Source organism: Sporosarcina sp. FSL K6-2383, assembly GCF_038618305.1.
Taxonomy (GTDB): Bacteria; Bacillota; Bacilli; order Bacillales_A; family Planococcaceae; genus Sporosarcina.
Genome location: NZ_CP152017.1, coordinates 273,164 through 290,085, shown reverse-complemented (window position 1 = coordinate 290,085; position 16,922 = coordinate 273,164). Strand labels below are relative to the sequence as shown.

General features: G+C 42.7%; 17 protein-coding genes and 1 riboswitch. Of the genes, 6 read left to right on the top strand and 11 right to left on the bottom strand.

All coding sequences use genetic code 11. The features are described 5' to 3' along the window. Window positions 1–21: 21 nt before the first annotated feature. Both pgeF and MKZ10_RS01615 read right to left on the bottom strand, forming a co-directional pair. Window positions 22–786, bottom strand: coding sequence for a peptidoglycan editing factor PgeF (gene pgeF / locus MKZ10_RS01620; protein WP_342507278.1), 765 nt, complete (start codon window positions 784–786; stop codon window positions 22–24). Window positions 787–815: 29 nt separating this feature from the next. Further along, entirely contained in the window at window positions 816–1,400 is a 585-nt protein-coding gene (locus tag MKZ10_RS01615; protein WP_342507276.1) for a TetR/AcrR family transcriptional regulator, read from the bottom strand. Between the two features lie 185 nt (window positions 1,401–1,585). Between MKZ10_RS01615 and MKZ10_RS01610 the strand changes: the two genes are divergently transcribed. Further along, complete coding sequence (locus tag MKZ10_RS01610; RefSeq protein WP_342507273.1) at window positions 1,586–2,344, top strand: SDR family oxidoreductase; 759 nt, start codon at window positions 1,586–1,588, stop codon at window positions 2,342–2,344. A 118-nt stretch (window positions 2,345–2,462) separates the two neighbouring features. On the opposite strand, the gene MKZ10_RS01605 is transcribed toward MKZ10_RS01610, so the two are convergent. After that, window positions 2,463–3,269: a YitT family protein gene (locus MKZ10_RS01605; RefSeq protein WP_342507271.1), complete on the bottom strand. Its 807-nt coding sequence runs from the start codon at window positions 3,267–3,269 to the stop codon at window positions 2,463–2,465. A 777-nt stretch (window positions 3,270–4,046) separates the two neighbouring features. Here MKZ10_RS01605 and hprK point away from each other — a divergent pair. Beyond that, window positions 4,047–4,964 carry an HPr(Ser) kinase/phosphatase gene (gene hprK / locus MKZ10_RS01600; protein WP_342507269.1) on the top strand — a complete coding sequence of 306 codons (918 nt, stop codon included), beginning with the start codon at window positions 4,047–4,049 and terminating at the stop codon, window positions 4,962–4,964. Between the two features lie 49 nt (window positions 4,965–5,013). On the opposite strand, the gene MKZ10_RS01595 is transcribed toward hprK, so the two are convergent. After that, window positions 5,014–5,793, bottom strand: coding sequence for a Cof-type HAD-IIB family hydrolase (locus MKZ10_RS01595; RefSeq protein WP_342507268.1), 780 nt, complete (start codon window positions 5,791–5,793; stop codon window positions 5,014–5,016). Window positions 5,794–6,208: 415 nt separating this feature from the next. Between MKZ10_RS01595 and MKZ10_RS01590 the strand changes: the two genes are divergently transcribed. Next, a complete protein-coding gene (locus MKZ10_RS01590) occupies window positions 6,209–6,745 on the top strand; it encodes a histidine phosphatase family protein (RefSeq protein ID WP_342507266.1) in 537 nt (178 codons plus the stop codon). 396 nt (window positions 6,746–7,141) lie between these two features. Next, window positions 7,142–8,824: an ABC-F type ribosomal protection protein gene (gene abc-f / locus MKZ10_RS01585; RefSeq protein ID WP_342507263.1), complete on the top strand. Its 1,683-nt coding sequence runs from the start codon at window positions 7,142–7,144 to the stop codon at window positions 8,822–8,824. A gap of 188 nt (window positions 8,825–9,012) precedes the next feature. Here abc-f and thiW read toward each other — a convergent pair whose 3' ends face one another. From thiW to MKZ10_RS01550, 7 genes are all read right to left on the bottom strand, one after another. Further along, window positions 9,013–9,510 (bottom strand): energy coupling factor transporter S component ThiW, encoded by a 498-nt coding sequence (thiW, locus tag MKZ10_RS01580; RefSeq protein WP_342509957.1) that lies wholly within the window; start codon window positions 9,508–9,510, stop codon window positions 9,013–9,015. Next, the gene (thiE, locus tag MKZ10_RS01575) at window positions 9,510–10,160 is read right to left on the bottom strand and encodes a thiamine phosphate synthase (RefSeq protein WP_342507261.1); all 651 of its coding nucleotides are present in this window, start codon (window positions 10,158–10,160) and stop codon (window positions 9,510–9,512) included. The genes thiW and thiE overlap by 1 nt, the downstream gene beginning before the upstream one ends. After that, window positions 10,153–10,989: a bifunctional hydroxymethylpyrimidine kinase/phosphomethylpyrimidine kinase gene (gene thiD / locus MKZ10_RS01570; RefSeq protein WP_342507259.1), complete on the bottom strand. Its 837-nt coding sequence runs from the start codon at window positions 10,987–10,989 to the stop codon at window positions 10,153–10,155. The genes thiE and thiD overlap by 8 nt, the downstream gene beginning before the upstream one ends. Continuing rightward, window positions 10,986–11,735: a hydroxyethylthiazole kinase gene (gene thiM / locus MKZ10_RS01565; RefSeq protein WP_342507257.1), complete on the bottom strand. Its 750-nt coding sequence runs from the start codon at window positions 11,733–11,735 to the stop codon at window positions 10,986–10,988. Before thiM ends, thiD begins: the two co-directional genes overlap by 4 nt. Then, the gene (gene tenA / locus MKZ10_RS01560; protein WP_342507255.1) at window positions 11,732–12,421 is read right to left on the bottom strand and encodes a thiaminase II; all 690 of its coding nucleotides are present in this window, start codon (window positions 12,419–12,421) and stop codon (window positions 11,732–11,734) included. Before tenA ends, thiM begins: the two co-directional genes overlap by 4 nt. A 94-nt stretch (window positions 12,422–12,515) precedes the next feature. Beyond that, window positions 12,516–12,621, bottom strand: a riboswitch (TPP riboswitch). Window positions 12,622–12,681: 60 nt separating this feature from the next. After that, window positions 12,682–13,062 carry a hypothetical protein gene (locus MKZ10_RS01555; protein WP_342507254.1) on the bottom strand — a complete coding sequence of 127 codons (381 nt, stop codon included), beginning with the start codon at window positions 13,060–13,062 and terminating at the stop codon, window positions 12,682–12,684. Window positions 13,063–13,065: 3 nt separating this feature from the next. Continuing rightward, entirely contained in the window at window positions 13,066–13,449 is a 384-nt protein-coding gene (locus MKZ10_RS01550; RefSeq protein WP_342507252.1) for a hypothetical protein, read from the bottom strand. 200 nt (window positions 13,450–13,649) lie between these two features. Between MKZ10_RS01550 and MKZ10_RS01545 the strand changes: the two genes are divergently transcribed. Next, window positions 13,650–15,803 (top strand): choice-of-anchor I family protein, encoded by a 2,154-nt coding sequence (locus MKZ10_RS01545; protein ID WP_342507250.1) that lies wholly within the window; start codon window positions 13,650–13,652, stop codon window positions 15,801–15,803. Window positions 15,804–15,989: 186 nt separating this feature from the next. After that, window positions 15,990–16,886 (top strand): DMT family transporter, encoded by an 897-nt coding sequence (locus tag MKZ10_RS01540; protein WP_342509954.1) that lies wholly within the window; start codon window positions 15,990–15,992, stop codon window positions 16,884–16,886. Window positions 16,887–16,922: the final 36 nt, after the last annotated feature.

Sequence of the window (16,922 nt, the reverse complement as noted above, 5' to 3'; positions counted from 1 at the left end):
ATGAAATCAATCGTTAGCTAGTCAATCACCTTTCCTCACAATAAAGCTCAAATGCCTTCCAGACTTTTTATCTTCTCGATAAGAAAAACCACTCGGATCTACATAGGTACATGTCCGGTCCATCATAATTTGTTCTGCTGGAATCCCAGCTAACACACATTGCTTTTGTACAGTTAGTTGATTATCAATGTGATATTTATGGGTTTGCTCGTTGTGGTACATAAATTCATCCGCATAGCCAAGGTTCTTGAATTTCACATAGACATCTTCATCTACTTCAAATTTTTCCTGGCTTAATGCTACGCCAATTTGGACGTGGAAATCACTTGGATTACACTGCTCCGCTTGCGTTAGATGCTCAAAAAGCTTCAAGGTAATCTCTTTGGCGGTGCCCTGCCATCCAGAATGGATGACGCCAATGAGTCCCTTCACTTCATTGTAAAAAATCACGGGTACGCAATCGGCTGTGAAGCTGCATAATACGATGTTAGGCTCGTAGGTATACAGGGCGTCTGTATCGGTGATGGCAGTATCCATTTGTCTCGCGCCTCGCCCTTTGTCCTCCGGCGTTACGCGATGGAAATTGGCGCTATGGGTTTGATTGGCACAGACAAAATCGTCGAGCTCGTATTGTAAAGATATAGCTAGTTTTTGGCGATTTTCCACAATGCGTTTAGAATTTTCGCAAGCATGAAGCGCCATGTTGTTATGTTCAGGTTCGGCGTCATTTTTCATGGTCATTCCTGCGATGAATTTACTGTTATTTATATAGAGATTTGTTGTCATATGATCACTGCCTCTACTTGAATTGATGGTTAAGGATTGCGCTGAACAATCACCAGTAATTGCTCGGCCATATAGTCGGATGTATAATGAAATTCACTGTCAATCCATTCAATAATCATTCCCCAGATGGCGTAAGCCTGATAACTGGCCAACATTTTTGGATTGATGTCAGAATTTAGGGGCGCATGGGATTGGGATAGATCTTGAAAGAGAAGTTGTGTTAGTTCATCGCAGATTCGGGTTTGGAACCCAGTTAGACTATTTGACCGACCGAGTAACGTATAAAAGCTGGCGTATGTGGCTACGTGTTGGAATATTTTAATGGCTGAAGCGGTTAATTTGCTCACATCAAAGTTTCCTATCTCTTCATAAGGAGCGCGGTATGATTCAGTTAAATTTTTCATGACGTCATCGATTATTTCTTCCAGCAGTTCTTCTTTATATTGATAATGTTTATAAAATGTTCCGCGATTGAGGTCGGCTAGTTGCACAATATCCGTGATGGAAATCTTTTTAAAATCCTTTGTTCGCATTAAGGTTAGGAGCGCTTCCTTCAACGCAGCTTTAGATTTTCGAATTCTTCTATCGACACTGGTTAATTGGTCAGACATCATAATCATCCTCTTTTTATAATAAATAGACAAAACATTATAAAACTGTCTACTAATCAACGATTGGCTTGTTCTTTACTGATTGAATGTTGTCTTTAAAATCGATTATACTATAGATGAAAGATAATCAACACTTGTTCACTAAAATAGCAGTGAAAGCGTATTCAAATTGACGAGGAGGAATTAACATGAAACTTCAAGACAAAGTTGCAGTGGTAACAGGAGCCGGCTCAGGTATGGGAAAAGCGATAGCTATTCTTTATGCACAGCAAGGAGCAAAAGTGATTGTTTCTGATATTAACGCTGATTCCGCGAATGCGGTCGTAGAGGAAATTAAATCGGGTGGCGGCGAAGCAATGACTGTCGTTGCGAATGTTGGTAAAAATGAGGACATTGAAAACTTAATTGATACAACTGTCAGCACATATGGCACAGTAGATGTGTTGGTAAATAATGCAGGCATTATGGATAATTTTGAACCAGCAGGAGAAATTGAAGATGACAAATGGGAGCGGATTTTTGCCGTTAACACGACAAGTGTGATGCGCTCAACGCGTAAAGTGTTGCCGATTTTCCAGGCGAAAGAACAAGGTGTCATTATTAATATCGCTTCTGCCGGCGGATTATACGGTGCGCGTGCAGGTGGAGCTTATACAGCTTCTAAACATGCGGTTGTTGGATTTACAAAAAATACAGGCTTTATGTACGCGAAGGATGGCATTCGATGTAATGCGATTGCGCCAGGCGCGGTTGAAACGAATATCAGCTCTTCGATGACAGGTGTTAGCCAATTTGGTATGGGGCGTGTCCAACCAGGACTTGCGATTAATCCTGGCATTGGTAAGCCTGAAGATATTGCGAAGGTCGCGTTGTTCCTAGCTTCAGATGATTCGAGCTTTGTGAATGGTACAGTTATTACTGCAGATGCAGGATGGACTGCTTATTAATAGATAGTATAATGCCCCATTTGAAACAACTTTGAGTTGTTTCAAATGGGGCATTTTTTGATAGGCCGTGAACTGTTCGGAGAAACCGAATAGTTCAGCTTAAAAAGGGTAAAGGTATTTAATTCACATGAAACTTGCCGTCGACCTCAACTGTCTCATAAATATTAATAAACGCATCTTCGTCATACTTTCGTACAATTTTTTTAATGTTCAGCGTCTCATAACGTGTGACGACCATCATTAGAATATCTTTCTTTTCCTGCGTATAGCCCCCGTACCCCTCTGTAATCGTAATGCCACGATAGATGGATTCCAGTAATTCGTTGCGGATTAAGTCACCTTTTGTGGTGACAATTTGCATCGTTAATTTGACATGATCGGTGAAGATGGTGTCGATCATTTTACCCGTGATGTAGATGGATAACATTGTATATAATGCGAGTTCCCAGTCAAAGAAAAATCCGGATAGTAGGACAATGATGCCATTCATTCCTGTGAGAAGAAGACCAATGCTGAAGGAGCTTGTACGGGACACGATAATAGCAATGATGTCTAAGCCGCCGGAAGTTCCTGAGTATTTAAGAATAAGGCCAACACCAATCCCGCCAATACCTCCACCAAAAACCGTAGACAACATAATATTGTCTGTCACTGCGACGACGGGAATTATGTAGAGGAAGGCTGAAAGCGACACGACACAAATCATCGTGTTAATGGTAATGGTTTTGCCGAGTTTGTAGTAGCCAAGAACAAGTAAAGGGATGTTAAGTACAAGATTCAATAGCCCTATGTTAAAGGGCGTGAGTAACCCGAGTAGGATAGCGATTCCGCTAATCCCGCTGCTTAAGATCCCGAAAGGCACGAGAAAGCAGTTAAACGCAAATGCAACAATGAGCGAGCCAAGAACGACAATCATATTTTTCATAACTAGTAAATCTCCTTCCGACTTGTGTAAATAAAAAAACTCGACCCGAGGAAGGGACGAGTTTGTGCTCGCAATTTTACTCATACGTAACCCATATAACGGTAGTAAACCGTCGAAGTTGTGAAATTACAGCTTTATCTCTTGCTAGAATAGGGTTCTAATCGTACTTTTTTCTGTCATAGATTTGTATTGTTAGATGTTAATTTAGCAGAGAAAAATGGGTGTGTCAATATATGCTTTTAGAGTTAGTAAAAATTTGTTTTAAAAAGTATATAAAAAGTATAAATAGCATAGTGAATCAAGGTAAACATTGAATTATTAGCGGAAATAAAATAGTTAGAATCATTAGGGATTAAGGCGTAAATTTTATCTTTACATAATGCGCTTTGCTTTTGAATCCGATATGTTTTATTCAAAATTTCCGGCAGATTTATAGGGTTTGAACAAATGAATAGTACGAAGGGGCCAAATTGGATATCAAGGATTTTTTTGCATCCTTTAAAATTAATAAGTAGAGAGGTTATTTGATATACTTGTTTCATATTTATCTTCATTCAGCAGAAGACTCCCACCTCTATAGGTGGCGAGATGAATGTAGTTTTGTGTTCCTGTTCATCGTGTGTTCAAACGCCAGCTGAACGAAGATAAAGCCTCCGGCGGATGTCACAGATTTTTTAGAGGAGCTTTTCGAGCGAGCTCGAAAAAATCTGGACGCAATTACGCCGAGGCGTAATTGATTAATGGAAAGTCAAGTGGATGAGTAGAGGGGGGACCGTCATGAGAATAGTGACAATTGAAGAGATTACCCAAAAGTTCTCACTGGAAGTGTTGAGTGGGCAGGGCTATTTGCAGCGTGTTATAAAAAAATCTAAAGTTCGTCGTCCTGGACTGGAGTTTATGGATAAATTCGATTTCATTGCAACGGAGTATGTCCAAATTCTTGGGAAGAATGAAATTAATTATCTTCATACGCTTACAGTCGAAGAGCGCAAGCTACGGATTGCTAATATTGTTCAATATGCTCCCCCTTGTATCATCATTACATCTCAGCAAGAAGAGCCGTTGGGGCTGGTTGAATATTGCGAGGAAGAGAAGATTCCTGTGTTACGAACGCGCGATTCGATGAGCGAGCTGACTGCAAAATTGGATGGATACGTAGTAAAGGCGATGGCTCCAGAAATAGCGATACACGGTGTTTGTGTCAATGTATCGGGGATTGGAGTTCTGTTGCGCGGCAAGTCCGGGTTGGGGAAAAGCGAGACGGCTCACACGCTGATTGGTCGTGGACATCGATTGGTTGCGGATGACATCGTCTTGCTGAAAAAACTGAGTCCGCAAACGCTTATTGGAACACATGATGAAAAAAACAAAGAATTTCTGGCGCTGCGCAGTATTGGCTTGTTAAATGTCGTGCGTCTTTATGGACAAGCTGCTTTCCAAGAGGAAACAAGGATTGCATTAGATATTGAATTGACCAAATGGGAAGATGATGCTTTGAACAATGAGTTGGAGTTGGAGACAAAATATGTGGAGTATATGGGTGTTCGGATCTCACATATCCAAATACAACTTCAGCCGGGGCGTGATATTGCAAGCCTGATTGAAGCGGCGGCAAATAATTGGTATCTTCACCAGCAAGGCTATAGTGCTGCGGAGGAATTTATAAAACGGATTGAAGGGGAAATGTCAGAATAAAAATAAGTCCCCTATTCTAAAGTTTTTAGAGTAGGGAACTTTCTGCTGTTCAGTCTAATAACCCAACCATTTTCAAGCCATTCAAAATACCATCGTCGGTTACGTTGGTTGTCACGTGTTTAGCAGCTTTTTTTGCTTCGTCCCGTCCATCGCCCATTGCAACGCTATTGGCAACGGTCTTGAGCATTTCGACATCGTTTAAACCATCGCCGAATGCGTAAATATTTTCGGGTGCAATGTTTAACCTATCGATAACTTTTTGAATTCCGCGTGCTTTCGAACCACCGGCGGGTACGATATCAACTGCAAAAGGGTGCCAGCGGATGAAATCGAATTCGGGAAATTGTTTCTCATATTCTTTATCTTCGGGATCCTGGCAAAATAGTAGCGACTGGTAGAGTTCGCGTCCTTCGTGAAATGCCGGGTCATGCGCTGGGAAGTGGCTGATTTTTAACGACTGGATACCCGCTAAGATATGCTCATGGTCCAGTGTGTTTGTTTTCATATCCTCATGGTCCATGTAGACAATGGGATGCTCGCGTTCAGCAGCAACGTCTGTTAGGCGAAGAAGTGCTTCAGCATCGAGTGCATTTTTATAAATAGGCTCGCCTTTAAATACGACGTATTGTCCGTTATAGCTGACAAATGTTTCGATTCCTAGCTCTTCCAGCAAGTCTTCAAACATAAATGGTGCTCGTCCTGTGGCAATCGCTACTTCATGTCCTTTCTCCTGCAATTGGAGAAGGGCTTTTTTGGTTGAGGCAGGAAGTTTTTTATCGTGATCATATAAGGTGCCGTCTATGTCGAAGAAAATAATTTTTTTAGTCATTTGTTGCTCCTTTGTCCTTTATTTGTCTAGGTATAGCTTAACAAACAATGTTTGTTAGAACAATTGAAGCGTTTGGTGGACAAATTTAAACCAGGCCGATTGCATGTCGACCTGGTTGGAAACATTGATTTAACGCATTGTAAGATTTGTGATAATGACTATTGTGATAATCACGAGGGATCCAAATAAGCTAAGCCACATGGATTTATCGGGATTGTAAGGTCTGTGGTCCGTGTCACGCTCATACATAATGATATGCCTTCTTTCGTATGGGTTGTATATGGATATATTATTCCCTTTTACATCAAAAAATAAACGAATACGTGAGGTATAATTAGTCTTAAATGTTTTGTGGAAGGTTGCAAGGGAAACAGAATAGGGAGACAGAAAATTTACGGATGGGGGTAGAGTTACATTGGAAAAGATAATCTACATCGTGCGTCATTGTTCAGCGGAAGGTCAACCACCGCATGCAGATTTAACTGCGGAAGGCATTTTACAGGCGGAAGAGCTCGCAAAGTTTTTTGACGAGATTGAGGTTGATCGTATTATTTCGAGTCCGTTTCAGCGGGCGCGGCGCTCTGCTTGGCCGATTGCGGAAAGGAAAAAACTGCATGTGGAAGTGGATAGTCGGCTGACGGAGCGTGTGCTAAGTTCACATGATTTAGAAGATTGGTTGGTGAAGTTGGAGGATACTTTTTCCGATCTAGATTTGATATATGAGGGCGGGGAGTCTTCCAATGAAGCAATGTCACGTGTGTATAATGTGGTTGATGAGCTGGGGGATGGTTCAAGAACTATACTTGTGACGCACGGGAATTTGATGGCGTTGTTGTTAAATTTTTACGATGAGCAGTTTGGTTTTAAGGGATGGCAAGCATTGTCGAATCCGGATGTGTATCAGGTGCGGATTACGGACGATAGGGCTGACGTGAAGAGGGTTTGGAATTAATTTTTGGTAAACAGAATAGTGTGTTATACTATCTGTAACTTTAACTTAAACCAGCGGAAATTCATTGCTGATTCAAGTTAAGCCTCCGGCGGATGTCACAAATTTTGAAAGGAGTTAATTGCGCTTGCGCAATTCAAAATTTGGACGCAATTACGCCGAGGCGTAATTGATTAAGAAGGGAATGACGAGTGGACGATGTATAACTAATCTTTGATTCCGAGAAATTGAATTTTTTATTCACACGGAAAATAGGATTAGTCTGTCCATTTTTAAGTCATTTCCTTGCTCATTGCGTATGCAACGGGTCTTTTTAGGGAGCTTTTAAAACGGATATATAGTGACTGATCCTTCCGATACTTATTTCGGAGGGATTTTTTGTCCCTCTATTTAGGAGGAATGACTATGCTTTTGGGCACGTTAAATCAATTATCAATTACACACGGTGAAACGGTGATTTTGGATCGGGTGTCTGCGGATATTCCGGAGGGAGCTTGTATTGCGATTGTTGGGGCGAATGGTGCAGGAAAGACGACATTGTTGTCTTTGTTAGCAGGGGAGATGTTGCCAACTTCGGGTTCGATTGGTTGGCATGGAAAGGCGCCGTCTGTTACGTATTTTAGGCAGGAGCAGGAAGACGAAGGGGCGGCAGATTGGGAACGAGCAGAAACACATTTGTACCGAAAGAAATGGAATGTGCCGGATCAAGTTCAGTATCTGTCTGCCAGTGGTGGAGAGCGAATGAAGATGAGGCTTGCTGGGGCGCTTGCTGATGATAGTCAGCTTGTTTTGTTGGATGAACCGACGAATCACTTGGACAGTGATAGTGTGGAGGAATTGATTCGGATTATTAATGAAGGTAAGCGCACGTATATGATTGTGTCGCATGATCGGCATTTTATTGATAGGACGGCGGATGTTGTCTTTGAGATTGAGCACGGTAAATTAACGGCATATGCAGGAAATTATTCAGATTACAGAGATAAGAAAGCTGTGGACAGGGAGATTCAACAAAAGCATTATGAGCAGCAGCAGCGGAAGATTGCGCAAGTGGAGGAGCAGATTGAGGAATTAGGCAATTGGTCGGCGAAGGCACATGCAGAATCGACGAAAAAAGGTGCCGGTGTGATGGGAGGAAAGGAATACTTTCGGATGAAGGCGAAAAAGCGCGATGTGCAGATTCGTTCGAAGCAGAAGCGATTAGAAGGGGAATTGGAGAAAAACCGTATCGACAAGCCTGAAGATGAAATTGGTGTGTCTTTTGATGTCAAGGGTCGCAAGAAGAAGGGGAAACGGGTACTGGAGTTAAAAGGTGTTCGAAAGGTATTCGGTGGACAGCAATTGTTTGCAGATGTGTCGTTTACGGTGCAAGCGGGTGAACGGATTGCTCTTATTGGAGCGAATGGTGCAGGAAAATCGACGCTTTTTCGGATGATACTTGGCGAGGAGACGCATGAGGGGGATTTGTGGACAACGGCGGGGATGACAATAGGGTATTTGAGTCAGAGTGTGTTAGATTTGCCCGAGGACCTGACAATGGCAGAATATTTTTATGTGGATACGTTCCAGGAGCGGGGGATTATCCGTACCAATCTGATGAATCTTGGGTTTACGAAAGAGCATTGGGATTTGCCGCTGTCTGCGCTCAGTATGGGGGAGCGCGTGAAGGTGAAGTTGATGCGGTTTATCTTGGAAGGGGTAGATGTATTGGTATTGGATGAGCCGACGAACCATTTAGATTTACCATCGAGAGAAGAGCTTGAAAAGACGTTGGAGTCGTTTCCAGGATCACTGCTATTTGCCTCACATGACCGCTATTTTACGGAACGGATGGCGAACGGGTTACTGGTATTTGAGAAAGGAACGATACGGAAAGTGCCTATGACTTTGGTGGAATGGCAAGCACGTGGGGCTATGGTGCAACCAGAAGAGACGGCACAGGAGCGATTGCGTTTGGAAACAGAATTGCAGGCAGTGCTTGGGGAGTTGAGTTTGATGAAGCCAGCTGACAAGAAGTATGCCGAGTTGGATAGGGCTTTCTATGAGTTGAGCAAGCAGTTGAGGGAATTGCCTGGAAAATAAGTTGGGCGCGGGGTCTGACTTTATGAGAGGAATAAATAGCCGCCTGGATAGCTAGGCGGCTATTTAATTTATAAAAGGAAGCTAGACAACGTTTTGCAGAAACTAGGAAATGTTTTTGACCGACTAAATAACATTTTCGACGAACTAAGCAACGTTCTCCGCGAACTAAACAACATAACCCTAAAACCTCACAACATTCCACCAATCTTACCGCCGACCTTCGTATGCTGCAACCGTACAACAAGCACTAAACCAAGCACAGCACCACTCACACTTGATACAAGAAACGGCGGTACGAAAAAGAAGGCGGTCATTGTAGTACCCATTAATATTTTCGCGTAAGGGACTGCAATGAGTGAGGCGATAACACCTGTCCCGATAACTTCTCCAACTGCCGCCAGCCATGTTTTACCGAACTGCTTATACAACATACCGGCAAGGAAAGCGCCAATCATGCCTCCTGGAAATGCGAGTAGTGAGCCTGTACCGGTAAGTATCCGAACGAGCCCAGTCAAAAAGGCAATGATGACGGCTGGAATAGGTCCAAGCATAATCGCGGCAATGACATTGACGGCATGCTGAACAGGATAAGCGCGTGCGATGCCTGCTGGGAATGAAACGAATGTGGAGCCGGCAACCGCAATGGCGACGAACATCGTCATGATGACCATTTTTTTAGTTGTTATCATGAAGTGACCTCCTTGCCTATTGCAACCTTAAAACGACGTGCTGCAATATACGGGTCAACAGCTAAGGCAATCGCTGAAATGATGGAGACGCCTAAAGCACCTGCTTTCAAGACGGATTCACAGTTAGCTGCTGTAATACCACCAATTCCGACGATTGGCATAGTAGGGTAAAGGCTGCTCATTTTTCGAATGAAAGCCGTCCCGATGACAGGTTTTGCATCTGCTTTCGATGAAGTTGCATAGACAGGTCCCATTCCGACATAATCAGCTCCAGCTTTGATTGCTACCAACATTTCCGACTCATTGTGCACGGAAACGCCTAGTATCTTATCTTTTCCAATCCGTTCTCTCACGATTGCCGCTGTTTCATCATCCTGTCCGACATGCACACCATCTGCATCAATGGCTATTGCTAACTCCACGTCATCATTGACGATAAACGGGATATGATAGTGCCGACAAAGTGTCTGGCAAGCTTCTGCAAATGCTCGTTTTTCATCTCCAATAAGTGCTCCGTGACCTTTTTCTCTTAATTGAAAACAAGTTACACCACCCCGCAGTGCCGCCTCCAATACTTTCAGTGGATCGGCTGTCCCTGTATTGACACTTCCCATGATGAAATACAATTGTAGCTGTTGCTCAATCAATGAAGACCATCTCCTTCCACTCTGTTGCACTTTGCTGTCTGTACGCCCAATGATTGGTAGGTCCATGCCCTGCCGTCCCCAAGATCAGACCGTCAGCAATGGCCATTTGGATAAATCGTTTAGCATCGATAACTGCTTCAGTAATAGGCATCCCTTGTGAAATCCGTGCGGTAATTGCTGCAGAAAATGTACAGCCGGTGCCATGTGTGTTTTGGGTATGGATCCATTCTGAGCGTAAGGTGATGCGTTTGCCGTCTGCCGATAAAAATAAATCCTCTGCATGGTCGACATCTTGTCTATGGCCGCCCTTCATGACAACAGCCCCCACTCCTAATTGCAAAATGCGATGCGCGGCTTCCTCGACATCTCCATCTGATTCAATGGTCATCCCTGCTAACACTTCTGCCTCTGGAATATTAGGCGTGATGACAGAAGCTAGTGGAATTAGTTGTGTTTTCAATGCATCCACGGCCTCCTCTAGTAAAAGGGAAGCCCCGCCTTTAGCAATCATGACGGGATCGATAATGAGTGTAGGCGTATCATAAGATTTCAGTATTTCTGCTACAGCGCGGATGATGTCAGCAGAAAACAGCATGCCCGTTTTCACTGCACCGACGTTGAAGTCATCCAGCACTGCCCGCATTTGCGCGGTCACACCAGCTGCCTCAATTGGATAAACCCCGTGTACACCTAGTGTATTTTGTGCCGTCACAGCAGTTAGTGCCGATGTCCCGAAGACACCCAACTCTTGAAATGTTTTCAAATCGGCTTGAATGCCTGCGCCGCCACCACTATCGGATCCTGCGACAGTTAAAGCGATAGCTGTCATCTTGCTACACCTCCCTGATGAAGGGCGTTCAAAAACTGAGCTTGAAAATCGCCGGGACCCCCGGATTTTTCAGCAGCCTGCTGTCCAGCTTGTTTATAAAAAATACATGCATTCGCTACCGCGTCCAACGAAATTTCATTCGCGACAGCCAAGAATGCACCTGCGATGGCACTTAGTAGGCAACCGCTGCCTGTAATTTTGGCCATCAATGGATGCCCGCCTGTAATGTGCAGCGTTTTGTTGCCATCGGTGACAATATCGACCACGCCGGTAACGGCAACGATACAGTGGTGTCTACGTGCAACGTCCTCTGCAAGTGTGGCTAAATCCGTGTCACCTTGACCCGCGTCGACGCCTTTTGCCTCCCATTTTACCCCTGCAATGGCGGCAAGTTCGCCCGCATTACATCGGATGAGTGTCACATCGACTTCATCTAAAATCCCTAAAACAGATTCTTTGCGGAAAGCGGTTGCTCCAGCCCCGACAGGATCGAGAACGACAGGTTTACCATGCTGATTAGCGCTTTTCCCCGCCAGAAGCATTGCTTTGACGGTTTCCCGTTTCAGTGTGCCGATATTTAACACGGTACAAGACGAGATACTAGCGATTTCCGCTGCCTCCTCCACAGCATCGGCCATAATGGGAGATGCGCCGAGTGCTAGCAAACCATTCGCTTGGAAATTGGCCACGACGATATTGGTGATGCAATGCACAAGTGGTTGTTCTTCACGCAGTTTTTGTATCATTGGTTCGCTACCTCTTCGTATGGGTGAATTGTCCACTGTTGCTGTGTCCAGGCCATTGCCCAAAACTGCCATTCATAATAGCTGCTCTTACGGAAATGTTCTTTGAGCCGAAGGCGTCTCTCTGGGGAAACAGCTTCCGCTAGTTCATTCATCCGGGCAATCTGTTCTTGTACAAGCTCTTCAAACCATTCAGAACTGTAGGTTTGAATCCACTTATCGTAAACGGGGTGATTTGGTTTCGCGTCTTTGAGTCTTTCGCCAATTTCATAATACAACCAGTAACATGGCAACAATGCAGCGAGGATATCTGCTAAATCACCCTCGTGAGCTGCGCGATACATATGGGAAACATATTGATAAGCGGTTGGCGCAGGTTGGAATGCTGTGCGTTCTTCTTCGGTTATGTCTAACATGCTGAAAAAGGACTCATGCAAGGACATTTCCGCACTACATGTACGTTCTGCGTGTGCTGCAAACCGTTGTGTCGTTAGTAAATCCTGTGCTTTCACAGCACCCAGCGCCTGGATTTTTGCAAAATGGGACAAATAATAAGAATCCTGTTGCACATAAAACTTAAACACTTCTACAGGCAAAGTGCCGTCTGCTACTCCTTTGATAAATGGATGGTCAAAGCTCCCTTGCCATAATGCATCACATTCCGACCGTACTTCATCACAAAATGTCATCCTGTCCACTCCCCATATCCCTATTATTGAAAATGAAAAAGCCGCCTCCTAATATAGCTTAGGAAGCGGCCCACGATGGTTTGGTCAATAAAAAAACAGCGCAGTCCCACTTCCCTACGCTGGTATGATCCAGATCAGGTTCCAAGGGTCCGCATATGCATATGCGTCTCAGCCTTTAAAAGACTCCCCTAGTGGCGAAAAATATTCGATTTTCATCACAACTATAACATAAGTTTGATAATTGGCAAGATATAAAACTATTATTCGTCGTTTTGCCTCTGTGAATAAAAAGCATCCAAACGCTCGGCAGCTAATTTATAAGCTTTGCTTTTATCCCGAGGACCGATTGCAATCATATCCATCCTTGTAATGGTGGATTTAACGGGTTGATAGATACATCTGATGTTAGTAGACTTCGATTTAATTTTTGCGAAGCCGTTTAAATTGCCATGTAATGATTTTGCAACACCTTCAGGCACAAAAAGTGGTCCTTGTTTAGCTCGTCGAATAATAAGAGCTAGTATACTTGTTCGACTTCCTTTGTTGATGGCTTTTAAGTCTTGTTTAACTTCGGGTGTGAATTTTAGCTCTACGTTATAATTGTCGATTAAAAATTGGGTAAGTTCGGCTAGATTGTTCAATTTTTAGTCCCCAATTTCTTTCATTAATTGGTCAAAGTCGATATCATCTTCGTCAAAAACATCATGTAGAGACAATGTGGCCTTGCTGTTTAGCCTTTGTATGGCGGTCTCTTCAATTAATTCATCTAGGGCATTCTCGAGAGCCTCTTTATTTGCTAGGAGTTCTTCGAAATAATCTAAGTCTAAAAAAGCACCTTTTGCATTTTTATTCTTCGCATTTTGAATGATAAATACTTCATCGGTTACTTCTTCAGAAAAACGATCGAGCATTTCAGTTAGCTTGTTATGACGTGTGATATCCGTGATATTGTATACGTTATTTTTAAGAAATTTTAACGTGTCTGAGTTAACGGTTTTTTTTGATTTATCCAAAGTAGAAGCACTCACTTTCATCATTCCTTTCCAATAGTATATGCACGGTTTGATATATGTATACTCATTGTAGCATTTCATCCGTGTACATAACAACACGGATGAATTGCTAATGAATGGATTCTTTATGAAAAAACACAATAAATTAATACTCGCTTAACAATAGACCGCTAGAATTGGTTTATGGAAAGATACTATATTTAGGAGGCAAACAGATGAAAATGAGAAAGAAAATGATTTCAGGGATTGCGGCAGCGGGAATTCTTTTTGGTGCAAGTCAGCCACATAATGTATTTGCAGAACAATCGTCTTTATTTCAATATAAAGGGGATGATTTGAAGGTGACGCGAATTGGTCAATATGACAGTGCAGTAGGTATTGGTGGTACTGAAATTATGGCTTATGATGAAACGTTAAAACGTGCCTTTGTCACAAATGGCGTCGTATCTGGCATTGATATTCTTTCTTTTGAAGCATTAACATCTGGTGAATTTACAAAAGTAAGAGCCTTAAAACGAGTATTTTTAGCGGATTTCGGTATTGAAAATGTAACAGATATTACGAGTGTTGCATCTCATCCGACAAAAGATCTAGTGGCGGTATCGGTCGTCAGTAATCCGAAAACAGACCCAGGCTATATTGTTTTTTTAACAAAAGAGGGAGCATACATATCGCACGTGCAAGTCGGTTCATTGCCCGACATGGTGACATTTACACCGGACGGGACAAAAGCCATCGTTGCAAATGAAGGAGAGCCGGGTGATGATTACGCGGTTGATCCGGAAGGTACGATTTCCATCATTGATGTCACGAAAGAACCAAGCGATTTCACAGCAAATACACTTTCATTTAAAGATGTGGAGATCGATGGGAAAGTTCGAGTGAATTCTAAAGGGACCATCCTTCAGCAATTGGAGCCAGAATATGTAGCGGTTTCTGAAGATAGTAAACTAGCGTATGTATCGATGCAAGAAAATAACGCCATCGCTACAGTTGACCTCGTGGCAGAAAAAATCCTTAATGTGAAAGGGCTAGGGGTGAAAGATCACTCTATTCCTGGGAACGAGCTCGATGGAAAGCGTAATGATGAAACAACAATTGAAAATCTTCCTCTTCTAGGTTTTTACATGCCAGATGCCATTGATACGTTTACCTCTGGCGGCAAAACGTATATTTTGACACCTAATGAAGGTGATGCCCGGGATTACGAAACGTATTCTGAAGAGGCTGAAATTGGGGATATCGCCGATAAGATTAAATTAAATGCAGATCATTATAAAGGGTTCACGCAAGAAGAACTCGATCAGTTAGTGGCGGATGGTTTATTCGATGAGATGAAGAAAACCAAAATCACACTCGAGCAAGGTATGACAGCAGATGGTTCTTACGAGGCGCTCCATTCGTACGGTGGACGCAGTTTCTCCATCTTTGACGCTGAAACAATGGAGCTTGTGTTTGATAGCGGAAGTGAATTCGAGGAAATTACAGCTGAAGCACTCCCTCAGTTCTTTAACACGGATAACGAGGAAATCGCATACGACAAAAGGAGCTCTGCAAAGGGTCCAGAACCCGAAACCGTTGTTAGCGGAGAAATTGATGGTAAAAAGTATGCATTTATCGCTTTGGAGCGAGTGAGTGGAATAATGGTCTATGACCTTATGAATCCATTGAAACCTGAGTTCGTCACGTTTATTACAAGTAGAGATTATAGCGGGGATATTAAAGGGGATGTATCGCCTGAAGGTCTGCGCTTTATTTCAGCTGACAAGAGCCCTACAGGTCATGCTCTATTAGCGGCAACTCATGAAGTATCTGGCACGGTTGCGATCTATGAATTTGGTGGAAAAGGCATGCATAAATCAGTTTTGTTTGAAGATATCGAAGAGAGCCATTGGGCGTATCCATTTGTTGATGATTTGTACCAGCGCGGCGTGATTGCAGGGAAAACGACAACGACCTTTGCACCTCAAGACGAAGTAACATATGTGCAGTTGACGGAGATGTTAGCGAATGCCCTCGATGTACCAAGCCTAGCACAGGATGCGGTACAGGCTATTTTTGAAGCTGAAATTAGTCATGGTGAATTCAATCCAAACGCAAAACTCACACGTGAACAAATGGCGGTCATGGCGGTGCATGCATATGAATACGCAACGAAAACAACAGTTATAGTTAAAGGTGAAAAGAACTATAGCGATATAGAAAATGTGGGCGATTATGCGTTGAAAGATGTTCAAAAAGCCCATACACTAGGGGTAATGGAGGGAGACGGAGATAAATTCCTTCCAAAAGAATCTTCTACGCGTGCTCAAGCCGCAAAAGTACTATCAACTTTGCTGGAGCAAATAGAAAGTGATCTGAACAACTAATAGTCAGCCGCACAATAAACAACGCCTGTCCACTCATTGCTACAATGTGGACAGGTATTTTTTTATCTGTTCAATTTGTGAATCAACAGAGTTATGTGGGGGAGCAATGGATATAGTGAATAAGTTTGTTAAAAATGATATTTTTAGAGTATTATGAAAGTATTAAAGAAGTATAGGGTGATGATGATGAATGGAGTGCCCATGTTGCAAATGACACTGGCGATGGCGATTTTCGGTTCAATCGGATTTTTTACAGGAAAGACCGGGATTCCAGCGGCAGAATTAGTATTTGTTCGGTGTATTTGTGCCACACTTTTTTTAGGTCTTTGTTGGGTCGTTGCAGGTCAACATAAAGTGGAGGTGTGGCGAAAACGGGAAGTTATACAAACGATTATTTGTGGTGTTTTCTTAGTGTTGAATTGGGTGTTTTTATTTAAAGCATTCGAAGAAATGTCCATTACGGTTGCTATTACTCTTTATAATTTAGCACCGATTTTTGTACTAATTATAGGCAGCTTATTTTTGAAAGAGAAGATGACGGTGACAGGCTTGCTAGCTATTATCACTTGTTTTTTAGGCAGTATCTTCATTATCGGTATTCAAAACTTCTCTTCATTTACAGACTTCGTCGGTTCTGGTTTTGGCTGGGCGATCCTTTCGGCTGTGTGCTATGCAATGACGATGCTTATTGGGAAGGGAATTACGGGATTAAGCGCGTACGCGATGACATTTGTTCAAACTACGATTGGTATTTTGATGTTATTCCCGTTTATGAACTTCACTGTATTCGTAGGGTTAAGTGATTCAAATTGGTTCTACATCATTGGGACGGGCTTAATACATACGGGATTTGTTTACTATTTGTTTTTCAATAGTCTTCGAAAATTAACGACAGTCGTCATTTCTGCTTTAGTGTTTGTCGACCCGGTTGTTGCCATCCTACTTGATACAATTATTTTAGATTTCCATCCTTCTATTTTACAAACGGTTGGAATCTTTCTGATTTTTGGTGGGATTGTCTATACAATAATTGGGGCACCTGTACGAGAAATAAAAACAGAGTCTGCTTCTAAAGTAATTTAGCATTGTTTCAGAAACATTACCAAAAACTTAGTTAGG

Excerpts from the sequence above, each read along its gene's own strand:
- pgeF (WP_342507278.1), bottom strand. The coding sequence starts at position 786 with ATGACAACAAATCTCTATATAAATAACAGTAAATTCATCGCAGGAATG.
- MKZ10_RS01615 (WP_342507276.1), bottom strand. The coding sequence starts at position 1,400 with ATGATGTCTGACCAATTAACCAGTGTCGATAGAAGAATTCGAAAATCT.
- MKZ10_RS01610 (WP_342507273.1), top strand. The coding sequence starts at position 1,586 with ATGAAACTTCAAGACAAAGTTGCAGTGGTAACAGGAGCCGGCTCAGGT.
- MKZ10_RS01605 (WP_342507271.1), bottom strand. The coding sequence starts at position 3,269 with ATGAAAAATATGATTGTCGTTCTTGGCTCGCTCATTGTTGCATTTGCG.
- hprK (WP_342507269.1), top strand. The coding sequence starts at position 4,047 with ATGAGAATAGTGACAATTGAAGAGATTACCCAAAAGTTCTCACTGGAA.
- MKZ10_RS01595 (WP_342507268.1), bottom strand. The coding sequence starts at position 5,793 with ATGACTAAAAAAATTATTTTCTTCGACATAGACGGCACCTTATATGAT.
- abc-f (WP_342507263.1), top strand. The coding sequence starts at position 7,142 with ATGACTATGCTTTTGGGCACGTTAAATCAATTATCAATTACACACGGT.
- thiD (WP_342507259.1), bottom strand. The coding sequence starts at position 10,989 with ATGACAGCTATCGCTTTAACTGTCGCAGGATCCGATAGTGGTGGCGGC.
- thiM (WP_342507257.1), bottom strand. The coding sequence starts at position 11,735 with ATGATACAAAAACTGCGTGAAGAACAACCACTTGTGCATTGCATCACC.
- tenA (WP_342507255.1), bottom strand. The coding sequence starts at position 12,421 with ATGACATTTTGTGATGAAGTACGGTCGGAATGTGATGCATTATGGCAA.
- MKZ10_RS01545 (WP_342507250.1), top strand. The coding sequence starts at position 13,650 with ATGAAAATGAGAAAGAAAATGATTTCAGGGATTGCGGCAGCGGGAATT.
- MKZ10_RS01540 (WP_342509954.1), top strand. The coding sequence starts at position 15,990 with ATGAATGGAGTGCCCATGTTGCAAATGACACTGGCGATGGCGATTTTC.